Raw genomic sequence first — 17,501 nt, forward strand, 5'->3', positions numbered from 1 at the left:
GTTTCAGCGCGGCGCCGCGGTGGGCGAGGGCGATCTGGTGCAGCGGAGGATGGCCGGAGAGCGGCACCCGGACAACCCGATTGCCGTCATAGCACATCCCGTCCGGCAGGTCGGTGGCCAGCAGGCCGGCGCCGAACCCGTTGGCCACCATCGACCGCAGCATCTCGATCGAGCCGGTCTCATGGGCCACCCGCACCGGGGTTCTGGCATTCTGCAGCAGCGACAGGAAATAGCCGCGGCTGTGCGGCAGGTTCATCAGGATGATCGGCTCCTGCGCCAGATCTTCGGCGCTGACGCGGGGCTGCCCTGCCAGCCGGTGCCCCTCGGGCAGCAGCGCATAGGGTTCTGCGGCCATCAGCGGGGTTATCGCAAAATCGGACGGGACCCCGAAAACATAGAGCAGCGCGAGGTCGATCCGGCCTTCGCTAAGCCAGTCGAACAGCGTTTGCAGGTCGCCTTCGAGGATGCGGATCTCGGCGTCGGGACGGGTCTCCATGAAGCGGCGCACCAGCTGCGGCGCATAGCGGGGGCCGAGGGTGGAGAACACCCCGAGGTTCAGGAACTCCGGCGTCCCTTCGCCGCCGCTCAGCACCCAGCGCGCCTGTTTCTCCAGTTCGTGCAGTTGCGCAATCTTGTGCTGCCCGAACGGTGTCAGCTCCATCCCGCGGCCGGGGATGCGGACAAAGAGCTTCTGGCCGAACACCTCCTCGCAGCGGGCGATGGCCAGCGACACCGAGGGCTGCGAGGTGTTCAGCGCGCGGCTTGCCCCCGCGGTGCTGCCGGTGTCGGCCACCGCCAGCAGGATTTCGACCTGGCGGAAGGTCAATGGTATATTCAAATTGGAATACCCTTTATATGAATCATCTATTTCCTGATATAACCTAGCGGACGCTATCCTGCAGCAAGCAATTGATGGGGGATGCATGTCCGACAATGACAAGACCGCAGGCCGCAGACCGCTGGAGGGGATCCGGGTGCTGGATTTTTCCCGCGTTCTGGCCGGTCCCTACTGCACCGCGCTGATGGCCGACCTGGGCGCGGAAGTGATCAAGGTGGAGCCGCCTTCGGGTGATGACTACCGCCACATCGGCCCGTTCAGGGCGGGCGAAAGCCTGCTGTTCCAGTCGGTGAACCGCGGCAAGAAATCCATCGTTCTGGACCTGAAATCGGCACAAGGCGCCGCGGCGGCCCGGGCGCTGGCAGCCGAAAGCGATGTATTGATTGAAAACTTCCGCCCCGGCGTGATGGACCGTTTCGGGCTGGGCGCGGAAGACCTGTGCGCAGCCTGTCCGGAACTGGTTTATGTCTCGGTGTCCGGGTTCGGCCAGACTGGTCCGAACCGCATGCTGCCGGCCTATGACATCATCATCCAGGCGATGAGCGGGCTGATGGATGTGACCGGCGCCGAGGACGGCCCGCCGATGATGGCCGGGGATGCCTTTGCCGATGTGGCGGGCGGCATGTTCGCGGCCTTCGGGGCGATGGTGGCGCTGTTCGACCGCGCCCGCAGCGGCAGGGGGCGGCATGTCGACCTGGCGCTTTACGACTCGCTGGTGTCGATGATGCCGGTACTGGCCTGCCGGGCGCTGATGGCCGGAGAGACACCGAAGCGGACGGGCAGCAAGCACGCGCTGTCGGCACCGTTTGGCACCTATCCCGCCAAGAACGGCTGTTTCACCGTCGCGGTGTTGAACGACCGGCTGTTTGCGAAATTCGCAGCGGCCATCGGGGCGCCGGAACTGGCGGCTGATCCGCGTTTCGCCAGCGACAGCTTGCGGCGGCAGAATGAACCGGCGCTGGCCCAGCCTATCGAAAACTGGGCCGCCGACCGTGAGGTGCAGAGCGTGGTTGCGGTACTGTCGGAAGAGGGCATACCGGCAGCGGCGCTGTGTTCGGTGCCCGAGGCCTGGACATCGCCGCAGGCCCAGGCGCGGGACCTGGCAACGCCGGTCACCCATCCCTCGCTCGGCGCTCTCAGCGTGCCGGAACAGCCAGTGCATTTCAGCGGCGCGCCGCGCGGCGGGCGGCAGGCAGCCCCGGAACTGGGGGCGCATACGGATGAAATTCTGCAACAGCTGCAGGAAGGAGAGACCAAATGAACAGTGATCTGAACAGTGATGAGCAGGCCGTCATCGGCCAGATCGAACGGTTTTCGAACGAGGTTCTGGCACCTGCCGCGGCCGCGATCGACGCAAAGGGGCAGTTTGCCACCCTGCACCGTCCGGCAATGGCGGCGATGGGCATCATGGGCATGAACCTGCCCGAAGCCTATGGCGGCATTGGCCTGTCCGGGCCTGCACTCTATTGCGCGGTGGAGGCCATCGCCGGGGCCTGCGGCTCGACCGCGTCGATGCTGACGGCGCATTTCCTGGCCACGGATTCGCTGCTGCTGGGCGCGGATGAGGCGCTGAAACAGCACCTGCTGCCGGCAGCGGCGGCAGGGGAGGCGCTTGGCGCCTTTGCGCTGACCGAGCCGCAGGCTGGTTCCAATCCGGCCGACATGCGCAGCACCGCCACCCGCGAGGGCGAAGGCTACCGGTTGAAAGGCTCAAAATGCTTCATCTCGAATGCGGGCGCGGCGGATTTCATCGTGGTCTATGCCAAGACCGACAGCGCCGCGGGCGCCCGCGGGGTCAGCGCCTTTGCGGTCGAACCGGGCAAAACGGATGGGGTGGAGATTGGCAGGCATGAGGAAACCATGGGGCTGCGCGGCGGCCATGTGTTCCCGGTCAGCTTTGACTGCCATGTCCCTGCCGAAAACCGGATAGGTGCGAAAGGCACCGGATTCCGCACCGCAATGAAAGTGCTGGACAATGGCCGCATCGAGGTGGCCGCGCAGGCAACCGGTATCGCCCGTGCGGCGCTGGATGCGGCGGTGTCCTATGCCAAGGAACGCGAGGTCGGCGGCCAGCCGATCGGCAACTTCCAGGGGCTGCAATGGATGCTGGCCGACAGCGCCACCGAACTGGCGGCAGCACGGGCACTGGGACTGCAAGCCGCCCGCAAGCGGGGCACCGGCGAGCGGTATTCCTCGGACTCGGCCTTTGCCAAGCTTTATGCAAGTGAAGCCGCCTGGCGTATTGCCGACCGGGCGCTGCAGATCCACGGCGGTTACGGCTACACCCGCGATTTCCCGCTGGAACGCTACCTGCGCGATTTGCGGATCTTCCGGATCTACGAAGGGTCCTCGGAAATCCAGCGCACAATCATTGCCCGCGGCATGCTGAAGTAGCCGTTCAAACCGCACAAACCATGCAGGCTGCGCCGTTGCAAAGCGCAGCTTGCCCTGCCTATTTCATCAGCGGGGCTGAAAGCGGCAAGCGGCCCGTGAACCCGCCTGTGGATGGCAAAGCGCAATAGGCAACCAGCCATGGTGAAGGTAAGCGAGCACAACGCCGGTGACCTTCGGTACTGATACGGCATGAACCTCATCTTCTGTGACCGCGGCCGAAAAGGGACTTCAGGCAATGCCGGTTTCGTCAACGGTCCGTGGCACAAGTCTTCGTCGTGGTGTCATTCTAGGACCGGAACAAAAAACTCACAGCCAGAAAGATTCCGCACGCGGCGATGATCCGCTTCAAAAGCTTTTGAGGCAAGTATGTGATTACTCTACCGCCAATCGCACCGCCAGCAAGGCCGCTGATCAGCACTGTAATCGCTGCATCCCAGGCAACTAGACCAGTCAGGGATAACGGAACGACCGCAGCTGTATTCGCTCCCAGCGATATGAAATTCTTGCGGGCTGTCGCGACGTGAATGGAACCCTCGCCCGTCAGGAACACTGCAGCCACGATCAGGAACCCATATCCCGCGCCGAAGTATCCGGCATAGACGCCTGTGCACAGAAACATCACGCGCGCCACGGTTCTGTTCCTGCCTGCCAAACGCAGCCCCAGCTTTGACAACTGGTCTCCTAAGAGGATCGCGACGGCAGCTAGAAGAAGGAACCCCGGAACAATTGACAGAAAAGCGGCCTCACCCAAGGCATAGAGCAGCACTGCACCGGTAACTGCGCCAGCGGCGGCAATGATGGTGTCCAGAACATGCCCGTTCCGGTCAGCGGCAAGAGATCTGCGGAACACCCAAACACCGGGAAATTGGGCAGGCCACAGCCCTACCGTCGCGGTCGCATTAGCGACAAGAGGCGGCAGACCGGCTGCCAACAGCATCGGGAATACAAACAGCTTGGATCCACCGGCCACGACATTGACAAGCCCGCCAATCAGCCCGGCAAAAACTAGAAATGAAAGGTCGCCGGGGACTGTCATCTCGCGTGGCCTCTGGGTATTGAGCTGCCCCGCATTTTCAATCCTTGTCCAGCATGGCGGCCTCGATGGTCTTCAAATGGTCTGTCATCGCAGTTGCCGCAGCGCTTGGGTCCGCTGCCGCGATTGCGTCGACAACCCGGTCATGCTGATCACTGTGGATCGTCTGAAACTCGTCAGGGGCGATGCTGCGGTAGGTGCGGTCCCATTCCCGTTGCCATGTAACACGGCGGCGCGCGCCTGACACGTAAATCAGAAACCCGGTCAGCACCGGATTGCGCGACGTCTCGGCGACGGCGCAGTGGAACGCATTATCAGCCTGTTCGCACGCTGCGCTGTCCCGCGCGCCGCGGCCATCACCAACCTTTGCACGCAAATGAGCAACATCTGATTCATCCGCGCGCAAAGCCGCCACAGCGGCCACTTGCGGCTCAAGCAACAAGCGCGCCTGCATGAGGTCCGGTGGCGTAGCCCCCTCGACTAGCAGCGTATCGCGCAGAGGCATATGGACCGGACGATGGCCTCGATATGTCCCCTGTCCGACGTGACGCCAGATTTCGCCCTCTTGTTCGAGGGTCGCATAACAAGCTCGAAGGGTTTCCCGGCTACACCCCAGAATGCCCCGCAATTCACGCTCTGGCGGCAATCGATCCCCGGTCACGGGTGCGAGCTTGTCGATGGCCTGACGAAGATCAACCAAGACGGTTTTGACACGTCTCCCCATACACGCCTCCATTTCAGACCAGTTTGCGGTCCAATCTATTCGCTGCCGGAAATGAAGTCACTTTAAAGGAGGGCAACGTAGTGAGCAGGAATTCAATCCCCTTCGGCACCTGCGCGCCTGGCGGCACATGAGAAATCTACTGTCTGCCTCCAACACTTCGGAATACGAAACAGCTCCGGTGACCAAGCTTGATTGGCCCGGGCACCGGGCAACAACCAAATACGTCTGACCTCTTAGGATCAGGACCCTTTGATTTCCGTCGGTCTGCGTGATTCACGGTTCGAAAATCGAGCGCTGAACATGTCTGATCCTTTCTGGTTAGCAACGCGCAGATGGCGCGTTTGGAACCTTTCTTTCCCAAGCCCCATTGCAAGCCTCGTGTCGATGATCAGCGTATGCTGAGCGGGATTATCTTCATCAACCGCAATGGCTTACCTTGGCGCGACGCACCCCTGCCTATGGCCCGCTGAATGCTTTGTAACCGTTGGAAACGGTGCAGCGTGCTGCCCGGCTTCTTGCCCTCCGCATTTGCCATTGTTCCCGGACCAAACGCGGACAGCGGCTTATTGCTTGGCCGAACTGAAGGCGGGGTGGAGCTGGCGCGACCCGCAGCAGTGCCGCTACTTCCTCGGCGCTGAACACCACGGGGAGCTTGCGTGGCCGGCTGCGGAACCGCATGCGCCGTTACATCACGCTCCGGCCGCCGCTGCCGAACCTATGCGTTTTCGCCTCCAAACTGTATGCATTTGCGGTCGACTATAATCGCTGGCGGTTGGCATTGGGACTGTGCAAGGCCAACCCTCCTGTCAGATCTTGCGCAATGGCTCCCTGCTGCGCTGGCTCTGGCCTACACCTGGGGCAGAGCCAACCGCAGCATTCGATGGCGGCAGAAGCGGGCGCTGCCGCACCATGTCCGCCGCGCGTTCCGCCAGCATGATCGTCGGCGCGTTCAGGTTGGCGTTGGGCTCGCTTGGGAAAACCGAACTGTCGATCACGCGCAGCCCGTCTATTCCGTGTACCTTAAGCTCGCTGTCCACCACAGCCATTCCATCCTCACCCATGCGGCAGGTGCCGCAGGGATGATAGGTGCTTTCCATCGTTTCCCGCACCCAGGCATCGATCTCGTCATCCGTCTGGACGTCCTTGCCCGGCGCCATCTCCTCGCCGCGGTATCTGTCAAAGGCCGGCTGGGCAATGATTTCCCGCGTCAGCCGCAGGCACCTGCGGAACCCTTCCCGGTCCTCCTCGCGGTCGAGGTAATTGAACAGGATATCGGGCTGCTCGTAGGGGTCGGTGGACCGCAGCCGCACATGGCCCCGGCTTTTGGGTTTATTGGGCCCGGTCAGCACCATGAAACCATGCTCTTTCAGCGGTTCTTTGCCATCATAGCGCATCGCCGCAGGCAGGAAATGGAATTGAATATCGGGCCATTCCAAGGAGGCATCCGAACGGATGAAACCGCCGCTTTCGAAATGGTTGGTGGTCGACAGGCCGCGCTTGAACAATATCCATTCCGCGCCGATCAGAAACTTGCTCCAGAGCCCCATCTTGCCATTCAGCGTGATCGGTTCCTTGCAGGCGTATTGGATGTAGACTTCGGAGTGATCCTGCAGGTTCTCTCCAACGCCGGGCAGATCGTGCTGCACATCGACCCCGGCCTTGCGCAGCACCTCTGCCGGGCCGATTCCCGACCGCTGCAGCAGATGCGGCGTGCCAATCGGGCCGGAGGATATCAGCACCTCGCGCGAGGCGTATTCAACGTGGCGCTGACCGCCGCGTTCATATTCTACGCCTACCGCGCGCTTGCCCTCCAGGATCACCTGCCGCGTCATGGCATGGGTCACGACGGTCAGGTTCGGCCGGGACATCGCCGGTTTCAGATAGGCATTGGCAGTGGACCAGCGGCGGCCGTCCTTCACGGTCATGTGCATCGGGCCGAACCCTTCCTGCAGGTGGCCGTTCGGATCCTCAGTTGTGACATAACCCGCGTCGCGCCCTGCCGCGACGAAAGCGCGGTACAGGGGGTTTTCCATTTCATTTCCCGCATTTGTGGCAAGCGGGCCGGTGTCCCCGCGCCATTCGTCGCCACCGCCTTTCCAGCTTTCGGCGCGCTGGAAATAGGGCAGGCAGTTGGCGTAACCCCAGCCCTTGGCGCCAAGTTCTTCCCATTCATCGAAGTCGCGCGCATGGCCGCGCATGTAAACCATACCGTTAATCGAAGATGACCCGCCCAGCACCTTGCCGCGCGGACAATGCACCTGGCGCCCGTCCAGACCCGGTTCGGGCAGTGTGTAATAGCGCCAGTTGTGCTTGGTGCCATTCATCGGGATGGACAGCGCGGTTGGCATCTGAATGAAGATGGACTTGTCCGATCCGCCGAATTCCAGCACCAGAACGCGCGTTTTGGGATCTTCGCTCAACCGGTTCGCCAGCACGCATCCAGCCGAGCCTGCGCCAATGATGATATAGTCGTAGGACTGAGCCATGGGACACCTTCCGTTCTTGTAAGTAGATTGCAGCCTTGCGGCGGCCGGCAGGCAAACGAAGCTTCACCTGCCGGATATTGGTCAGTTCTTGGGGTACTCTCCCCAGCCCGGCCGGTTGGCCAGCAAGCGGGTCAGCACGTAGTGGACCAGCCCGGCCATCGCGCAGGACGGCAGCGATGCCGTGAGGTAGCGGAAGGCCTCGACGTTATCGAGCGTTTGCGGGTTGAAGAGCCACACATAGGTGACAAAACCCACCAGCAGCGCAAAGAGCCCAATCGGGTTGAACCCGCCCAGGAACTGGTAGGCGCCATTTTTCTGTTTGCCATGCAGCGCCCGCAGGTCAAGCCGCTGGCGGCGCAGAAAGAAGTAGTCGGCGATGCCGATCCCTGCGAGCGCCGAATTGAGCGCCGACGTCCAGACCAGGAAAATGAAGAACCCGTCATAGATCTGCGGAAAGACCACGGCCAGCAGCAGCGGCACAATGCAGAATCCGAACAGCAGCGTGCCCCAGCCGATCCGGCGCACGCCGGCAGTGCCGACCTGCCGCAGCCCGACATTTGCAGCATAGAGGATATTGGCCATTGAGGTGATGTTGGCAAAGGCGATGAAGCCGAGGGCCGCCACACCGACGCCAACGCCGGCAATCGTTGTCATCCAGATCGTCGGATCGCTGTCGCCCAGAGAAACCGCTGCCAGCAGGCCCACGATCTCGCCCAGAACGGCGGCGCCGAAAATGCCGACAAGGTTGGGCCAGAAGGCCGTCCGCTCATTGCGTGTCAGCCGCGCCAGGTTGCCGATGTAGGGCCACCAGGAGAAGCCGGCCGCCATATTGACCTCAATCGCAATGATGAAGTTCAGGTTGCTGTCTTCGAACGGCGGGTCGAGCGCCTCCATGGCCATCAGTTCGGCAAAGGAGTGCTGGCGGAAGATCAGCCACAGCATACCCACCATCAGGAGCACCAGCGCAGGCGAAACGATCATATTGAAGACTTTGATCGAGGTCGGCCCGCGGGCGACGATGTACCAGGTCAGCAGGATCGCGCCGACTGCGGCGATGGCCGTCTTGATGCCGATAGGCGAAGCCGTGCCGCCGCTGGCCAGTGCGGTCAGCCCGTCAATCGAACGGCCGAACATCATTGCCAGCACCGCCAGCCAGCCCATGGTCAGCACGATGACGGCCAGCAGATAGACAAGGCGGCTGCCGTTGTAGCCGAACTGGCTGCGCAGGGCGGTGAACTGTTCGACACCGTAGCGACCGGTCATGACTGTGGTGGCCAGTGCCGTCAGAACCACACCGAATATATTGCCGATCACGATTGCCGCGATCCCTTCCTTCGGGCCGACAAACAAACCAACCGCACCGCCGATCAGGAAGGCCCAGGTGGCAATTGCCAGCGCCGAATTGGCAAAGGTGAATTCCTTGAACCCCCACAGCCGTTCCGAAGGCAGCAGCGGCGCATCGCCCCGTTCGGCTGCCGCAGCATAGCCGTTGGATTCACCGGCAGCGGGATCCGCGCCAAAATTTTCTGATGTTGTTTCCATTGTCATCTCAGGTCCCCCACATCCAGAAAACGGCGGCCAGCGCCAATGTCAGTGCGGCTATCCCGAGATAATCGATCGCGGTCATGCGGCCTTTGCCGCCTTCCCCGATTTGGTCATAGACTGCGGCGCGCCGGTCAATCTCGGCGAGCCATTCTTCAGTATGTTCGTTCATTTCTACCTCCCTTGGTGGCAGGCCAATTCGGCCTGCGGTTACGCTCCCTACGTATCCATTAGGTTTTCCGGGCCTGGACGGGTTCCGTGTAATGCGGCAGCCTGTCTATGCGCGGCCTCCAGGCTCCGCTTTGCACCACTTCCTGGACATGGGCCGCGATTTCCTCCATCGGTGCGAACCACACATCACCGCGGTCCAAAGCCTCTTCAATAAACCGGTGCATGATTTCCCACCGCGCCAGGCGTCCGGTGGCAAAGGGGTGCACAACGGGAACCCAAAGCCCGCCGTGGCGCCATGCCGCGTCATATTCCTGCGAGAAGATCTTGAAACCTTCTTGCGGCGCGCGGATCGGCATCATGTAGTCGAGATCCATCGACTGAACGTATTGCGGCCAGTCGTCCAATCCCCAATGCGAAGGCAGTTCCACCAGCTGCCCCGCCGCGGATTCAAGCATATAGGGCTGGTCGTCACCCATCAGCGAGGCGTCATAGACAAAGCCCCGCTCTGCCAGAAGATCCGCCGACCGGTGCGAGAAATTGTAAAGCGGCGCACGCCAGCCGCGCGGGCGTTTGCCGGTTGCCTTGACGATGACGTCGATGCCCCGGTCAAGCCAATGGGCCTCCTCCTCTGCGGACAGTTCACGCGGATGCTCGTGCAGGTAACCGTGATGGGCGATCTCATGCCCGCCCTCCAGGATCGCTTCGACCGCCCGGGGGTATTGTTCGATGCACCAGGCCGGGATGAAGAAGGTCTGGCGGATGCCGAGCTGCCGGTAGCTTTCAACAATGCGCGGAATGGCAATTTCCGGCCCGTAGCGGAGCATGGAAATCGCTGCAGTACGGCTGTGGCCGTCGTTTGGGTGCGCCAGATGGATCAGGCTGTCAGCGTCCATGTCGAAAGTGATGCAGGCCGCGCATTTCGCACCGCCCGGCCAGGGGATAGGGTTGCTGATCATGGCATGATGCTCCCGCCGTTGGGGCCAATCCCTTGGCCGGTGAAATACTGGCCGCCGGGGCCGGCGAGGAAGGCCGCCACCGAGGCAATCTCCGCGGGGGTGCCAAAGCGGCCGAGCGGAATGGCAAGTTCCTTTGCCCGCCATTCAGCACTCATATGCGCTGCGCCCAGCATTTCGGTATCGATCGGCCCGGGGCAGATGGCGTTGACCAGAATGCCGGGGGCAAATTCCTTGGCCCAACTGCGCACGAGCCCCAGCACACCGTGTTTGGAGGCGACATAAGGTGAAAAAGTCTCGCGCCCGTAATAGGCCATGTCGGACGCGATCAGGATAACGCGGGGCGGATCGGCCGCATCCGGGGTCATCAGGCCAATTGCTGCCTGGCCAACCAAAAAGCTGCCGCGAAGATTTACGGCAATCACACGGTCGAAGTCCGCCACGGGCGTGTCCAGAAGGGGAGCCTCGTGAATGATTCCGGCGCAGTGGACCAGCACATCAAGCCCGCGCCAGGCAGATTGAACGGTGTCAGCCAGCGCAGCCACTGCCGCGGCATCGGAGACATCGCAGGCATGCGCATGGACCTCGGCCGCGCCATGCGAACCGGCCGCTTCAGCAGTGGTGCCCGGGGCGCTGAGATCGGCAAGCGCCAAACGCACGCCCTGCCCTGCAAAGGCCAGGGCCGCAGCCGCGCCGATACCGCGCTGAGCGCCGGTGATAAGGACACGCGCCGTCATGCCATCACCTCGCCGCGGTCAACCATGACCGCCTGACCGGTGATATCCCGCGCCCCATCAGAGGCGAGATACAGGTAGGCCGCAGAAATATTGTCAGGTTCCAGCAACCCCGGCAGGATCTGCGCGGCAGTGATCTCGGACAACAGATCCTCTTCGCTGCGGCCGGTGCGCTGCGACATCTCTGTCAACGACAGCATCGCTGCCTCGGTCCGGACCCATCCCGGGCAAACCGCATTTACCCGGATCCCGCGCGGCCCGAGTTCCTTTGCCATCACACGGGTGAAACCCAAGTTGGCGTGCTTCGAGCCGACGTAGGCTGCAAATTCCGGCACCGCGGTGCGGCTCCAGATCGAAGCGGTGACGATAATACTGCCGCCATCGCGCATTTTCGGCACGGCGTGGCGGGTGACGTAAAAGGTGCCGTTCACGTTGATGTCTGTGATGCGGCGGAAAGTTTCCTCGACCGCGGCGTCGGGGTCGAGCAGAGGGGTGATGCGCTCCAGCCCGGCATTGTTGACCAGCACGTCAATCCGGTCGAGCGGCGCCAGCGCCGCTTTCACCGAGGCGCTGTCGGTGATGTCAGCTTCGAGCGCCCGGCAAGGCCGCCCGCTTTCTGTGGCAATGGCATCAGCGGCGGCATGGATGCCGGCGCCTGAAGACAAGATCGTCACCTCGGCACCGGCCATGGCAAAGGCTCTGGCGGCGGCAAAGCCGATACCGCGGCTTGCGCCAGTGACCAGAACCTGCTCGCCGGTGAAATCATAGCAGAGCTTGCCCATTTTCAGACCTCCCGCGCATGCATGATGCGGCCGATCAGGTTCATCAGCACTTGGGCCGCCAGGATTGCCGTGCCGCCGGTATGGTCGTAATCCGGCGCAACCTCGACAAGGTCGACCCCGGCAATCGTACCGCGTTCGGCAAGGCCGGCGAGAATTTCCAGCACCTCGTAATAGATAAAGCCGCCATGCGAGGGCGTGCCCGTGCCGGGAGCGATCGACGGGTCGAACCCGTCGATGTCGATTGTCACGTAATAGCGTTCGCCCTTGGGGATCCGGGCCAGCACGGCCTCTGCACCCAGCGAACGGATCTGGCGGACCGAGAGAATATCCGAGCCCATGGCACGCGCGGCCTCATAACCATCGCGCGCCGTCGAGGAAACATTGCGGATACCAAGTTGCGACAGGCCGCTGACATAGTGCTTCTCGGCGGCGCGGCGCATCGGGTTGCCGTGGCCGCAGCGCACGCCGTGGCGTTCATCGACGAAGTCGAGATGCGCATCAATCTGAACGACGTGGATCGGGCCGTTCCGGGCACAGTCCTCCTCGAAGGCATTGATGCAGGGGATGTTGACGGAATGATCGCCGCCCAGGACCACTGGCAGCGCGCCTGCTTGGAGGATCTTGCGGACGCCAAATTCGATATTGGCGTGGCTTCTTTCAGTATCGGTATGGATAATATCAGCGTCGCCGATGTCGACTATCCGGACCTTCTCCGCCGGCAGGTAAGTGACATCGTCCTCATGGTCATAGGCGCCGCCATGGCCAAACGAAAACAATGTCGAAGCTTCGCGGATTGACCGTGGCCCGAACCGCGCGCCGGCGCGCCACTGCGTACCAAAGTCGAACGGCGCACCGAGGATCGCGACATCGGCGTCAATGCGGTCCCAGTCTGCTGTATACGGGTATTTTCCAAAGGTACTGATGCCAACGAATGGCAAGTTTAGGCGGCCCCGGTCATAGGCGTTATCGGACATGCTATTCTCCCCTCCAAATTGGACGGGATCAGCAAAGCACCGATTTATTCCCATTCAAATCCGTATGTTTCTAAGCTCAGTTATGGTAATCTCTATGTATGGAAAAAATTGCGCCTCAAACATCCCAGCCTCACAGCCTTGCCGATGTTGATTTGCGCCTGCTGAGGGTCTTTGCTGAGATTGTGAATGCCAACGGGTTTTCGGCCGCACAGGTAAACCTCGGCATGACGCAGGCAACGATATCAGCGCACATGCGGCATCTTGAGGAGCGGCTTGGCATGCGGCTGTGCGAACGCGGCCGCGGCGGGTTTTACCTGACCGAGGAAGGCCGCCAAATCTATTCGGCGATGCTTGACCTTTTCGGCTCCATCGACCGGTTTCAAAATGCAGTCAGCGAAGCGCAGGGGGAACTGTCCGGGGATCTGAGCTTCGGGACGGTTGATGCCATGCACACCAACCGAAGCCTGAGACTGGACCGAGCCATCGAGGAATTTGCAAAACTTGCTCCCCAGGTGCGGCTGTCGATCGACATTGCAGCGCCGCAAGTCCTGTCGCAAGGCATATTGAACGGCCGGTATCAGGCCGTTTTGATGCCGTCACAGCGTCAGTTGGGGCAGATGCAGGCTGTCGATGTCTTTGAAGAACGCCAAAACCTGTATTGCAGCTGCCGGCACCCCTTGTTTTCAGTGGAGGAAGATACTCTGACGGATGCGGTTCTCGCCCGGCAGGATTTCGCCGGACGCACGTATATGCCGCAAGGACCGATCTGCGGCATCGGCTTCAATTGGCACGCCGTAGCCGCGCATATGGAAAGCACGCTGCTTCTCATCCTGTCCGGGGCCTTTATCGGATTTCTGCCTGATCATTACGCGGGTCCGGAAGTGCAACGCGGCCGTTTGCGCACCCTTGCCAAGGACCGGGTCACGTTCAATGACACGTTTCAAATCGTATACCCGCGCAAACGCCCTTCACGCGCGGCAAGCCTGCTGGCGAAGGCAATTCTTTCCTGCCAGGCCGATTCATGAACAGCAATTCCGAACTGCACCTGAAGGGCCTCTTGCGGAGCTTCCAGACAACGTCGTCCGGCGCCGCACGGGGCGCCGGGAGGTTTGCTTCGGGGACGGCATTGGACCGCAAACTATTTCCGGCAGGGAGTTATCCGGAACGAGCGCCGCAGCGGGTGGCTGTAGGCTTACAGCAGGGCACGGGCGCAGGAACTCGTTGATCACCAGTCGGCGATAGGAATGTTTGTGGCCGCCGTTGTCGCGCGGGATCCGGAGCTGTCAATTTCATCAATGAACAGCACGCAGGGTTTGCGGGACTTCGGGATCACATAATAGCGATGGCGCCGGGGCTGATCCGGCAGGTCTCAAACAGGCAGCGCCAGCCGCTATTGTCAAAAAGGTTCTACTCCCGATGTGTAAACGGGGCTTGTTAGGCGCCCGGAAAACGGTTCCTTGTCACGCATTCATCCATTTCAGAATTTGGCCAATTCTCTGGCTGTTCAGGCGCACGGCAAAATTTGTGGCCAGATCGGCGTCGCCCGCAACGTGAACCCCCGACACCGTCAGCCCGACAGGCAAGTTGAAGTCGAACATCACGCCGGCGCCGCTTTCGCCCTTATAGGTATCGATCCGGTAAAAAATGAATTCTTCATCCGGTGCGGAAATCGGGCCGGCGGCGGTCCACATATAGTCGTTCGGCTTGTCGCCCGGATAGCCCGTAATCCGTGCCGAGGCTCCGGACAGCTCCGTATCACTTGCCGCGTAGAGCCCCATAATCGGCAGATTGAGCCGCGCTTTCAGCCGCACGATGGCGTAGTCCTCGGTGTATTGCGTGATATCATCGACCTGGCCGTCCGGAGTCTGGTTCGGATTTGCCGGAGAAAGCGTGTAATATTCCTCGGTGATGAAGACCTTTTCGGCTTCGGCGATTCCGTAAGGCATGTCATCGTTGCTGCGCGCTGGTACAAACCAGACGTTCCGCGCGAATCCGCCGATGTCATTGCCGAACACATTGTGCGCAGCAGTCAGAACGTGTTTTCCGTCAACCAGGGTTGCCGTCCCGGTATAGAACTCCCCGTTCGGGAATTGCATGATGAGCTGGCCGATCGTGTTCCAGGGGTAGCTGGTGGTCACCTCCACCCGGGTCCGCTCATCGGGGGGAAATACGATCTCGACCCCCTGTCGGGGAAAGCCTGGTTTCTTCAGAACGCCGGAAGTTTTCCGGGTGTTGCCGGATTGGCCCAAGACGTGGCCGCCGGCCGGATAGTCAGGTTTGAATGGCTTGTTCATCTTCTTTCTCCTGTCGGGTTCAAATTGCAGGTGATGGCGCGTCAGCCTGCGAGGCTGACCGGCTTGACATCCGTGGTGAGACGGCTGCCCAGCTTTTCGAGGATCTGCTGGCGCACCTTGCTGTAGACATCGAGGTTGAGCGAAAGCACCGCGAACTCCGGAACCAATTCGGCATCCGGCACCCAATCGAGGATGCCCGGCGCACCTGCACTCAGCGTGAAAGAGGTCAGCAGCAGGCTCAACCGCGGATCGCCGCCGCCCTCCTGTTCCGCCAGGCCGGTCAGGTAAAGCCCCCGTCCGCCGCCGTAGGTGCCGGCATTCCACAGTTCCGCGGCGCTGCTTGTTCCAGGCAGCGCCGTGGCGGATTGGATCGTTCGCCGGACCAGCGGTGCCTGCATGCCATAAAGGCGCTCGAAGGAGACCAGTGTCGTTTCTGGCCAGTCCACCGGCATCGGCTGCCTGTCAGGCGGGCAGGTCTTGTCGCCCCGCACGGACCAGCCCACGACCGACAGAACCTCCAGCACCTTACCGGTCCAGCTGCGCGGCGCGGTGAATTTATCGCATGCCGCGGTGGCCGCGAGTTGCGCAAACAGCAAGCTGGCAGACACATCCGATTTGTGCTGCAGGCCAAGCGCGCTGTCGAGCGCCAGCAGGGTGCTGGCATTGACCTCGGCGCTGTCGCTGGCGCCATAGGCGGGTTTCAGCGGCATAGCGCTTGCCGAGGCAGCGACCGCCATGCCCGGCAGATCAATGCCATGAATTTCCATCTTCCGGTTCATATTGAACCTCCCATGTTTGACGGCTGGTGCTTCGGCCGGCAGGCAAATGCGGGTTGGTAAGCAAAAAGACTGCCCAGCCTTGGGAGCCGGGCAGCGGTTCTGCTTCAGCCGATCGGAATGTCGGCAACCAACTGGCTGGCGCGATCGCCCAGCTTGTCGATCACGGCCTGGCGCACCTGGGCGTATACATCCTCGTTCAACACGAACCGGTTTGCAGCGCGCTGGATCTTGATCGAGGTGCTGGACCAGGTCCACCACAGGAACCGGCCATGGCTGGTGGATGCGTTGAACTGCATGCCGGTCAGAACCATGACGACATCGTCATTCGGCAACTTGTCGACGGGCATGATCTGGAAGTTGCCGTTGTTGCCGTTGCTGCCGTTGGAATCCCAGATCGTCATCTGCTTGGATTCATCGCCAAGGTCATTCAGACCCTGCATCGTTGCCGCCACCATCGCAACTTCGGCACCCGTGGCGATGGCGGAAAGGATGCTCAGAACCGCCTCGTCCAGTTTCACGGTTGAACCGCCCGAGGTGTAGGTGTCAAAGGCGAATGCGGGCTGGTTCCAACCGATCTGACCCAGAACGTTTGCGTAGTTCTTGTACCAGTCCATCGGCTGGCTATAGCGGTCATAAGCGTAGTCCGACGCGAGCTGAGCGAACAGCGTGGAATTCTTGACGTCGCTCTTGCTCTGGCCCGACAGCCGTTCGGTGAAGGATGTCAGGCTCCCCGCATTGACCTGCGCGCTGGCAATGCCATCCGCCGCGGAGCTGCGGATCAGCGCCGGAGACGACCGGTCCTGCGCGGCCTGGATATTGAGCAGCACATTGGCAAGATCCTGGTCCGACGGCAACGGGGTGTTGAGGACGGTCTTTGTGAGATCATTGAGCATGGTTTCTCCTTTGCACGCCGCCAAGCGGCGCTGCTGTCGCATGCGCGTTCGCCGGTCCTGACGCGCATTGGGTTGAGCTTAGATCCGGAGGCGGATCCGGCGGAGTTGATCGTGGCGGCAGCGGCGGGAGAAGTCCTGAATTCGATCCGAAATAAATCTGAAATTTCCTGAACAAGCGGCCGCGAAAGGCCAAATCCGGCGCGCTGGCCGCCGCCTGAACAAGTTTCCTCCGTGTCCCCGCACGCACTGCAGCATGCCGGACGCTGCGCGGGGATTCGGAGGTTGGCCGGGTGTTTAGTCGCGGGGGGTGGTGGTCTGCCGGTTTGCGACCATCAGAAGGACGCTTTATGGGACAATTTCTTCACAGCAGCGCCGGGAACCCGGGATCAACGTCAAGACGGTGGCGAAGTGGCGGAAACGGGAGCTGAAGTTTAAGGTCTATCCCATTTGATATTTCCGTATCGGTATTGCGGAAGTTCGCTCTGGGGAAGGAAAGATCTACCTGTTCGTCGCCATCGACCGGACATCGAAATTTGCCTGCGTCGAGCTGTATAGGAAGGCCGGAAAAATGGCTGCGGCCCAGTTCTTATGCAATCTCATCGCGGCTCTGCCCTACCCGATCCACACCGTTCTCACGGATAGTGGCATCGGGCACCGGCGGACGAAGATCAATCATCCATGGACAAATGGTCAGGTCGAGCGGATGAACCGAACGATCAAGGAGGCGACAGTCAAGCGGTATCACTACAAGCCCCATGCCGAGTTGGGAAACAACATTGATGCGTTCATTGCAGCCTATAGCTACGCCTGCCGCCTGAAGACGCTGAAAGGCCTCAGGCCGTTCGAAAACAACTGCAAAAAAGGATGAAAGAGCCAGGCCGAGTCATCGTGGGTCTGATCGACC

General features: G+C 61.3%; 16 protein-coding genes and 2 pseudogenes. 5 read left to right on the plus strand and 13 right to left on the minus strand.

The window, feature by feature from the left end:
* The coding region (locus VOI29_RS12215; RefSeq protein WP_323779098.1) for a LysR family transcriptional regulator at nt 1–838 on the minus strand (838 nt) is incomplete at its 3' end.
* A gap of 85 nt (nt 839–923) precedes the next feature.
* On the opposite strand from VOI29_RS12215, the gene VOI29_RS12220 reads away from it, so the two are divergent.
* Together VOI29_RS12220 and VOI29_RS12225 are read left to right on the plus strand one after the other, a co-directional pair.
* Complete coding sequence (locus VOI29_RS12220) at nt 924–2,099, plus strand: CoA transferase (protein ID WP_323779099.1); 1,176 nt, start codon at nt 924–926, stop codon at nt 2,097–2,099.
* A complete protein-coding gene (locus tag VOI29_RS12225; protein WP_323779101.1) occupies nt 2,096–3,232 on the plus strand; it encodes an acyl-CoA dehydrogenase family protein in 1,137 nt (378 codons plus the stop codon). Before VOI29_RS12220 ends, VOI29_RS12225 begins: the two co-directional genes overlap by 4 nt.
* 286 nt (nt 3,233–3,518) lie before the next feature.
* Here VOI29_RS12225 and VOI29_RS12230 read toward each other — a convergent pair whose 3' ends face one another.
* Together VOI29_RS12230 and VOI29_RS12235 are read right to left on the minus strand one after the other, a co-directional pair.
* Complete coding sequence (locus tag VOI29_RS12230; RefSeq protein ID WP_323779103.1) at nt 3,519–4,268, minus strand: sulfite exporter TauE/SafE family protein; 750 nt, start codon at nt 4,266–4,268, stop codon at nt 3,519–3,521.
* Between the two features lie 37 nt (nt 4,269–4,305).
* Complete coding sequence (locus VOI29_RS12235) at nt 4,306–4,989, minus strand: FadR/GntR family transcriptional regulator (protein WP_323779105.1); 684 nt, start codon at nt 4,987–4,989, stop codon at nt 4,306–4,308.
* Between the two features lie 300 nt (nt 4,990–5,289).
* Between VOI29_RS12235 and VOI29_RS12240 the strand changes: the two are divergent.
* Nucleotides 5,290–5,489 (plus strand): annotated as a pseudogene (locus VOI29_RS12240) (transposase); the annotation flags it as partial.
* Nucleotides 5,490–5,795: 306 nt separating this feature from the next.
* Here VOI29_RS12240 and betA read toward each other — a convergent pair.
* The 7 genes from betA to speB all read right to left on the minus strand — a co-directional run bounded on the left by betA (nt 5,796) and on the right by speB (nt 12,631).
* On the minus strand, nt 5,796–7,475 hold the full coding sequence (betA, locus tag VOI29_RS12245) for a choline dehydrogenase (protein ID WP_323779107.1): 1,680 nt from the start codon (nt 7,473–7,475) through the stop codon (nt 5,796–5,798).
* A gap of 81 nt (nt 7,476–7,556) precedes the next feature.
* Nucleotides 7,557–9,017, minus strand: coding sequence for a purine-cytosine permease family protein (locus VOI29_RS12250; protein WP_323779109.1), 1,461 nt, complete (start codon nt 9,015–9,017; stop codon nt 7,557–7,559).
* A gap of 7 nt (nt 9,018–9,024) precedes the next feature.
* Nucleotides 9,025–9,189, minus strand: a complete 165-nt coding sequence (locus tag VOI29_RS12255) for a hypothetical protein (protein ID WP_323779110.1) — start codon at nt 9,187–9,189, stop codon at nt 9,025–9,027.
* Nucleotides 9,190–9,247: 58 nt separating this feature from the next.
* Nucleotides 9,248–10,144 carry a polysaccharide deacetylase gene (locus VOI29_RS12260; protein ID WP_323779112.1) on the minus strand — a complete coding sequence of 299 codons (897 nt, stop codon included), beginning with the start codon at nt 10,142–10,144 and terminating at the stop codon, nt 9,248–9,250.
* Nucleotides 10,141–10,878 (minus strand): SDR family oxidoreductase, encoded by a 738-nt coding sequence (locus VOI29_RS12265; protein WP_323779114.1) that lies wholly within the window; start codon nt 10,876–10,878, stop codon nt 10,141–10,143. Before VOI29_RS12265 ends, VOI29_RS12260 begins: the two co-directional genes overlap by 4 nt.
* Nucleotides 10,875–11,657 (minus strand): SDR family NAD(P)-dependent oxidoreductase, encoded by a 783-nt coding sequence (locus tag VOI29_RS12270; protein WP_323779116.1) that lies wholly within the window; start codon nt 11,655–11,657, stop codon nt 10,875–10,877. The genes VOI29_RS12265 and VOI29_RS12270 overlap by 4 nt, the downstream gene beginning before the upstream one ends.
* Nucleotides 11,658–11,659: 2 nt before the next feature.
* Nucleotides 11,660–12,631, minus strand: a complete 972-nt coding sequence (speB, locus tag VOI29_RS12275; protein WP_323779118.1) for an agmatinase — start codon at nt 12,629–12,631, stop codon at nt 11,660–11,662.
* A gap of 98 nt (nt 12,632–12,729) precedes the next feature.
* On the opposite strand from speB, the gene VOI29_RS24635 reads away from it, so the two are divergent.
* Nucleotides 12,730–13,656, plus strand: a complete 927-nt coding sequence (locus VOI29_RS24635) for a LysR family transcriptional regulator (RefSeq protein ID WP_416361523.1) — start codon at nt 12,730–12,732, stop codon at nt 13,654–13,656.
* Between the two features lie 435 nt (nt 13,657–14,091).
* On the opposite strand, the gene VOI29_RS12290 is transcribed toward VOI29_RS24635, so the two are convergent.
* From VOI29_RS12290 to VOI29_RS12300, 3 genes are all read right to left on the minus strand, one after another.
* Entirely contained in the window at nt 14,092–14,925 is an 834-nt protein-coding gene (locus VOI29_RS12290) for a trypsin-like serine peptidase (protein WP_323779120.1), read from the minus strand.
* A 41-nt stretch (nt 14,926–14,966) separates the two neighbouring features.
* Complete coding sequence (locus tag VOI29_RS12295) at nt 14,967–15,704, minus strand: hypothetical protein (protein WP_323779122.1); 738 nt, start codon at nt 15,702–15,704, stop codon at nt 14,967–14,969.
* A 104-nt stretch (nt 15,705–15,808) separates the two neighbouring features.
* The gene (locus VOI29_RS12300) at nt 15,809–16,597 is read right to left on the minus strand and encodes a hypothetical protein (RefSeq protein WP_323779124.1); all 789 of its coding nucleotides are present in this window, start codon (nt 16,595–16,597) and stop codon (nt 15,809–15,811) included.
* 427 nt (nt 16,598–17,024) lie between these two features.
* On the opposite strand from VOI29_RS12300, the pseudogene VOI29_RS12305 reads away from it, so the two are divergent.
* Nucleotides 17,025–17,465: pseudogene (locus tag VOI29_RS12305) on the plus strand (integrase core domain-containing protein); the annotation flags it as partial.
* Nucleotides 17,466–17,501: the final 36 nt, after the last annotated feature.

Source organism: Leisingera sp. (assembly GCF_034669605.1).
Lineage (GTDB): Bacteria > Pseudomonadota > Alphaproteobacteria > Rhodobacterales > Rhodobacteraceae > Leisingera.

Excerpts from the sequence above, each read along its gene's own strand:
- VOI29_RS12220 (WP_323779099.1), top strand. The coding sequence starts at position 924 with ATGTCCGACAATGACAAGACCGCAGGCCGCAGACCGCTGGAGGGGATC.
- VOI29_RS12225 (WP_323779101.1), top strand. The coding sequence starts at position 2,096 with ATGAACAGTGATCTGAACAGTGATGAGCAGGCCGTCATCGGCCAGATC.
- VOI29_RS12230 (WP_323779103.1), bottom strand. The coding sequence starts at position 4,268 with ATGACAGTCCCCGGCGACCTTTCATTTCTAGTTTTTGCCGGGCTGATT.
- VOI29_RS12235 (WP_323779105.1), bottom strand. The coding sequence starts at position 4,989 with ATGGGGAGACGTGTCAAAACCGTCTTGGTTGATCTTCGTCAGGCCATC.
- betA (WP_323779107.1), bottom strand. The coding sequence starts at position 7,475 with ATGGCTCAGTCCTACGACTATATCATCATTGGCGCAGGCTCGGCTGGA.
- VOI29_RS12250 (WP_323779109.1), bottom strand. The coding sequence starts at position 9,017 with ATGGAAACAACATCAGAAAATTTTGGCGCGGATCCCGCTGCCGGTGAA.
- VOI29_RS12255 (WP_323779110.1), bottom strand. The coding sequence starts at position 9,189 with ATGAACGAACATACTGAAGAATGGCTCGCCGAGATTGACCGGCGCGCC.
- VOI29_RS12260 (WP_323779112.1), bottom strand. The coding sequence starts at position 10,144 with ATGATCAGCAACCCTATCCCCTGGCCGGGCGGTGCGAAATGCGCGGCC.
- VOI29_RS12265 (WP_323779114.1), bottom strand. The coding sequence starts at position 10,878 with ATGACGGCGCGTGTCCTTATCACCGGCGCTCAGCGCGGTATCGGCGCG.
- VOI29_RS12270 (WP_323779116.1), bottom strand. The coding sequence starts at position 11,657 with ATGGGCAAGCTCTGCTATGATTTCACCGGCGAGCAGGTTCTGGTCACT.
- speB (WP_323779118.1), bottom strand. The coding sequence starts at position 12,631 with ATGTCCGATAACGCCTATGACCGGGGCCGCCTAAACTTGCCATTCGTT.
- VOI29_RS24635 (WP_416361523.1), top strand. The coding sequence starts at position 12,730 with ATGGAAAAAATTGCGCCTCAAACATCCCAGCCTCACAGCCTTGCCGAT.
- VOI29_RS12290 (WP_323779120.1), bottom strand. The coding sequence starts at position 14,925 with ATGAACAAGCCATTCAAACCTGACTATCCGGCCGGCGGCCACGTCTTG.
- VOI29_RS12295 (WP_323779122.1), bottom strand. The coding sequence starts at position 15,704 with ATGAACCGGAAGATGGAAATTCATGGCATTGATCTGCCGGGCATGGCG.
- VOI29_RS12300 (WP_323779124.1), bottom strand. The coding sequence starts at position 16,597 with ATGCTCAATGATCTCACAAAGACCGTCCTCAACACCCCGTTGCCGTCG.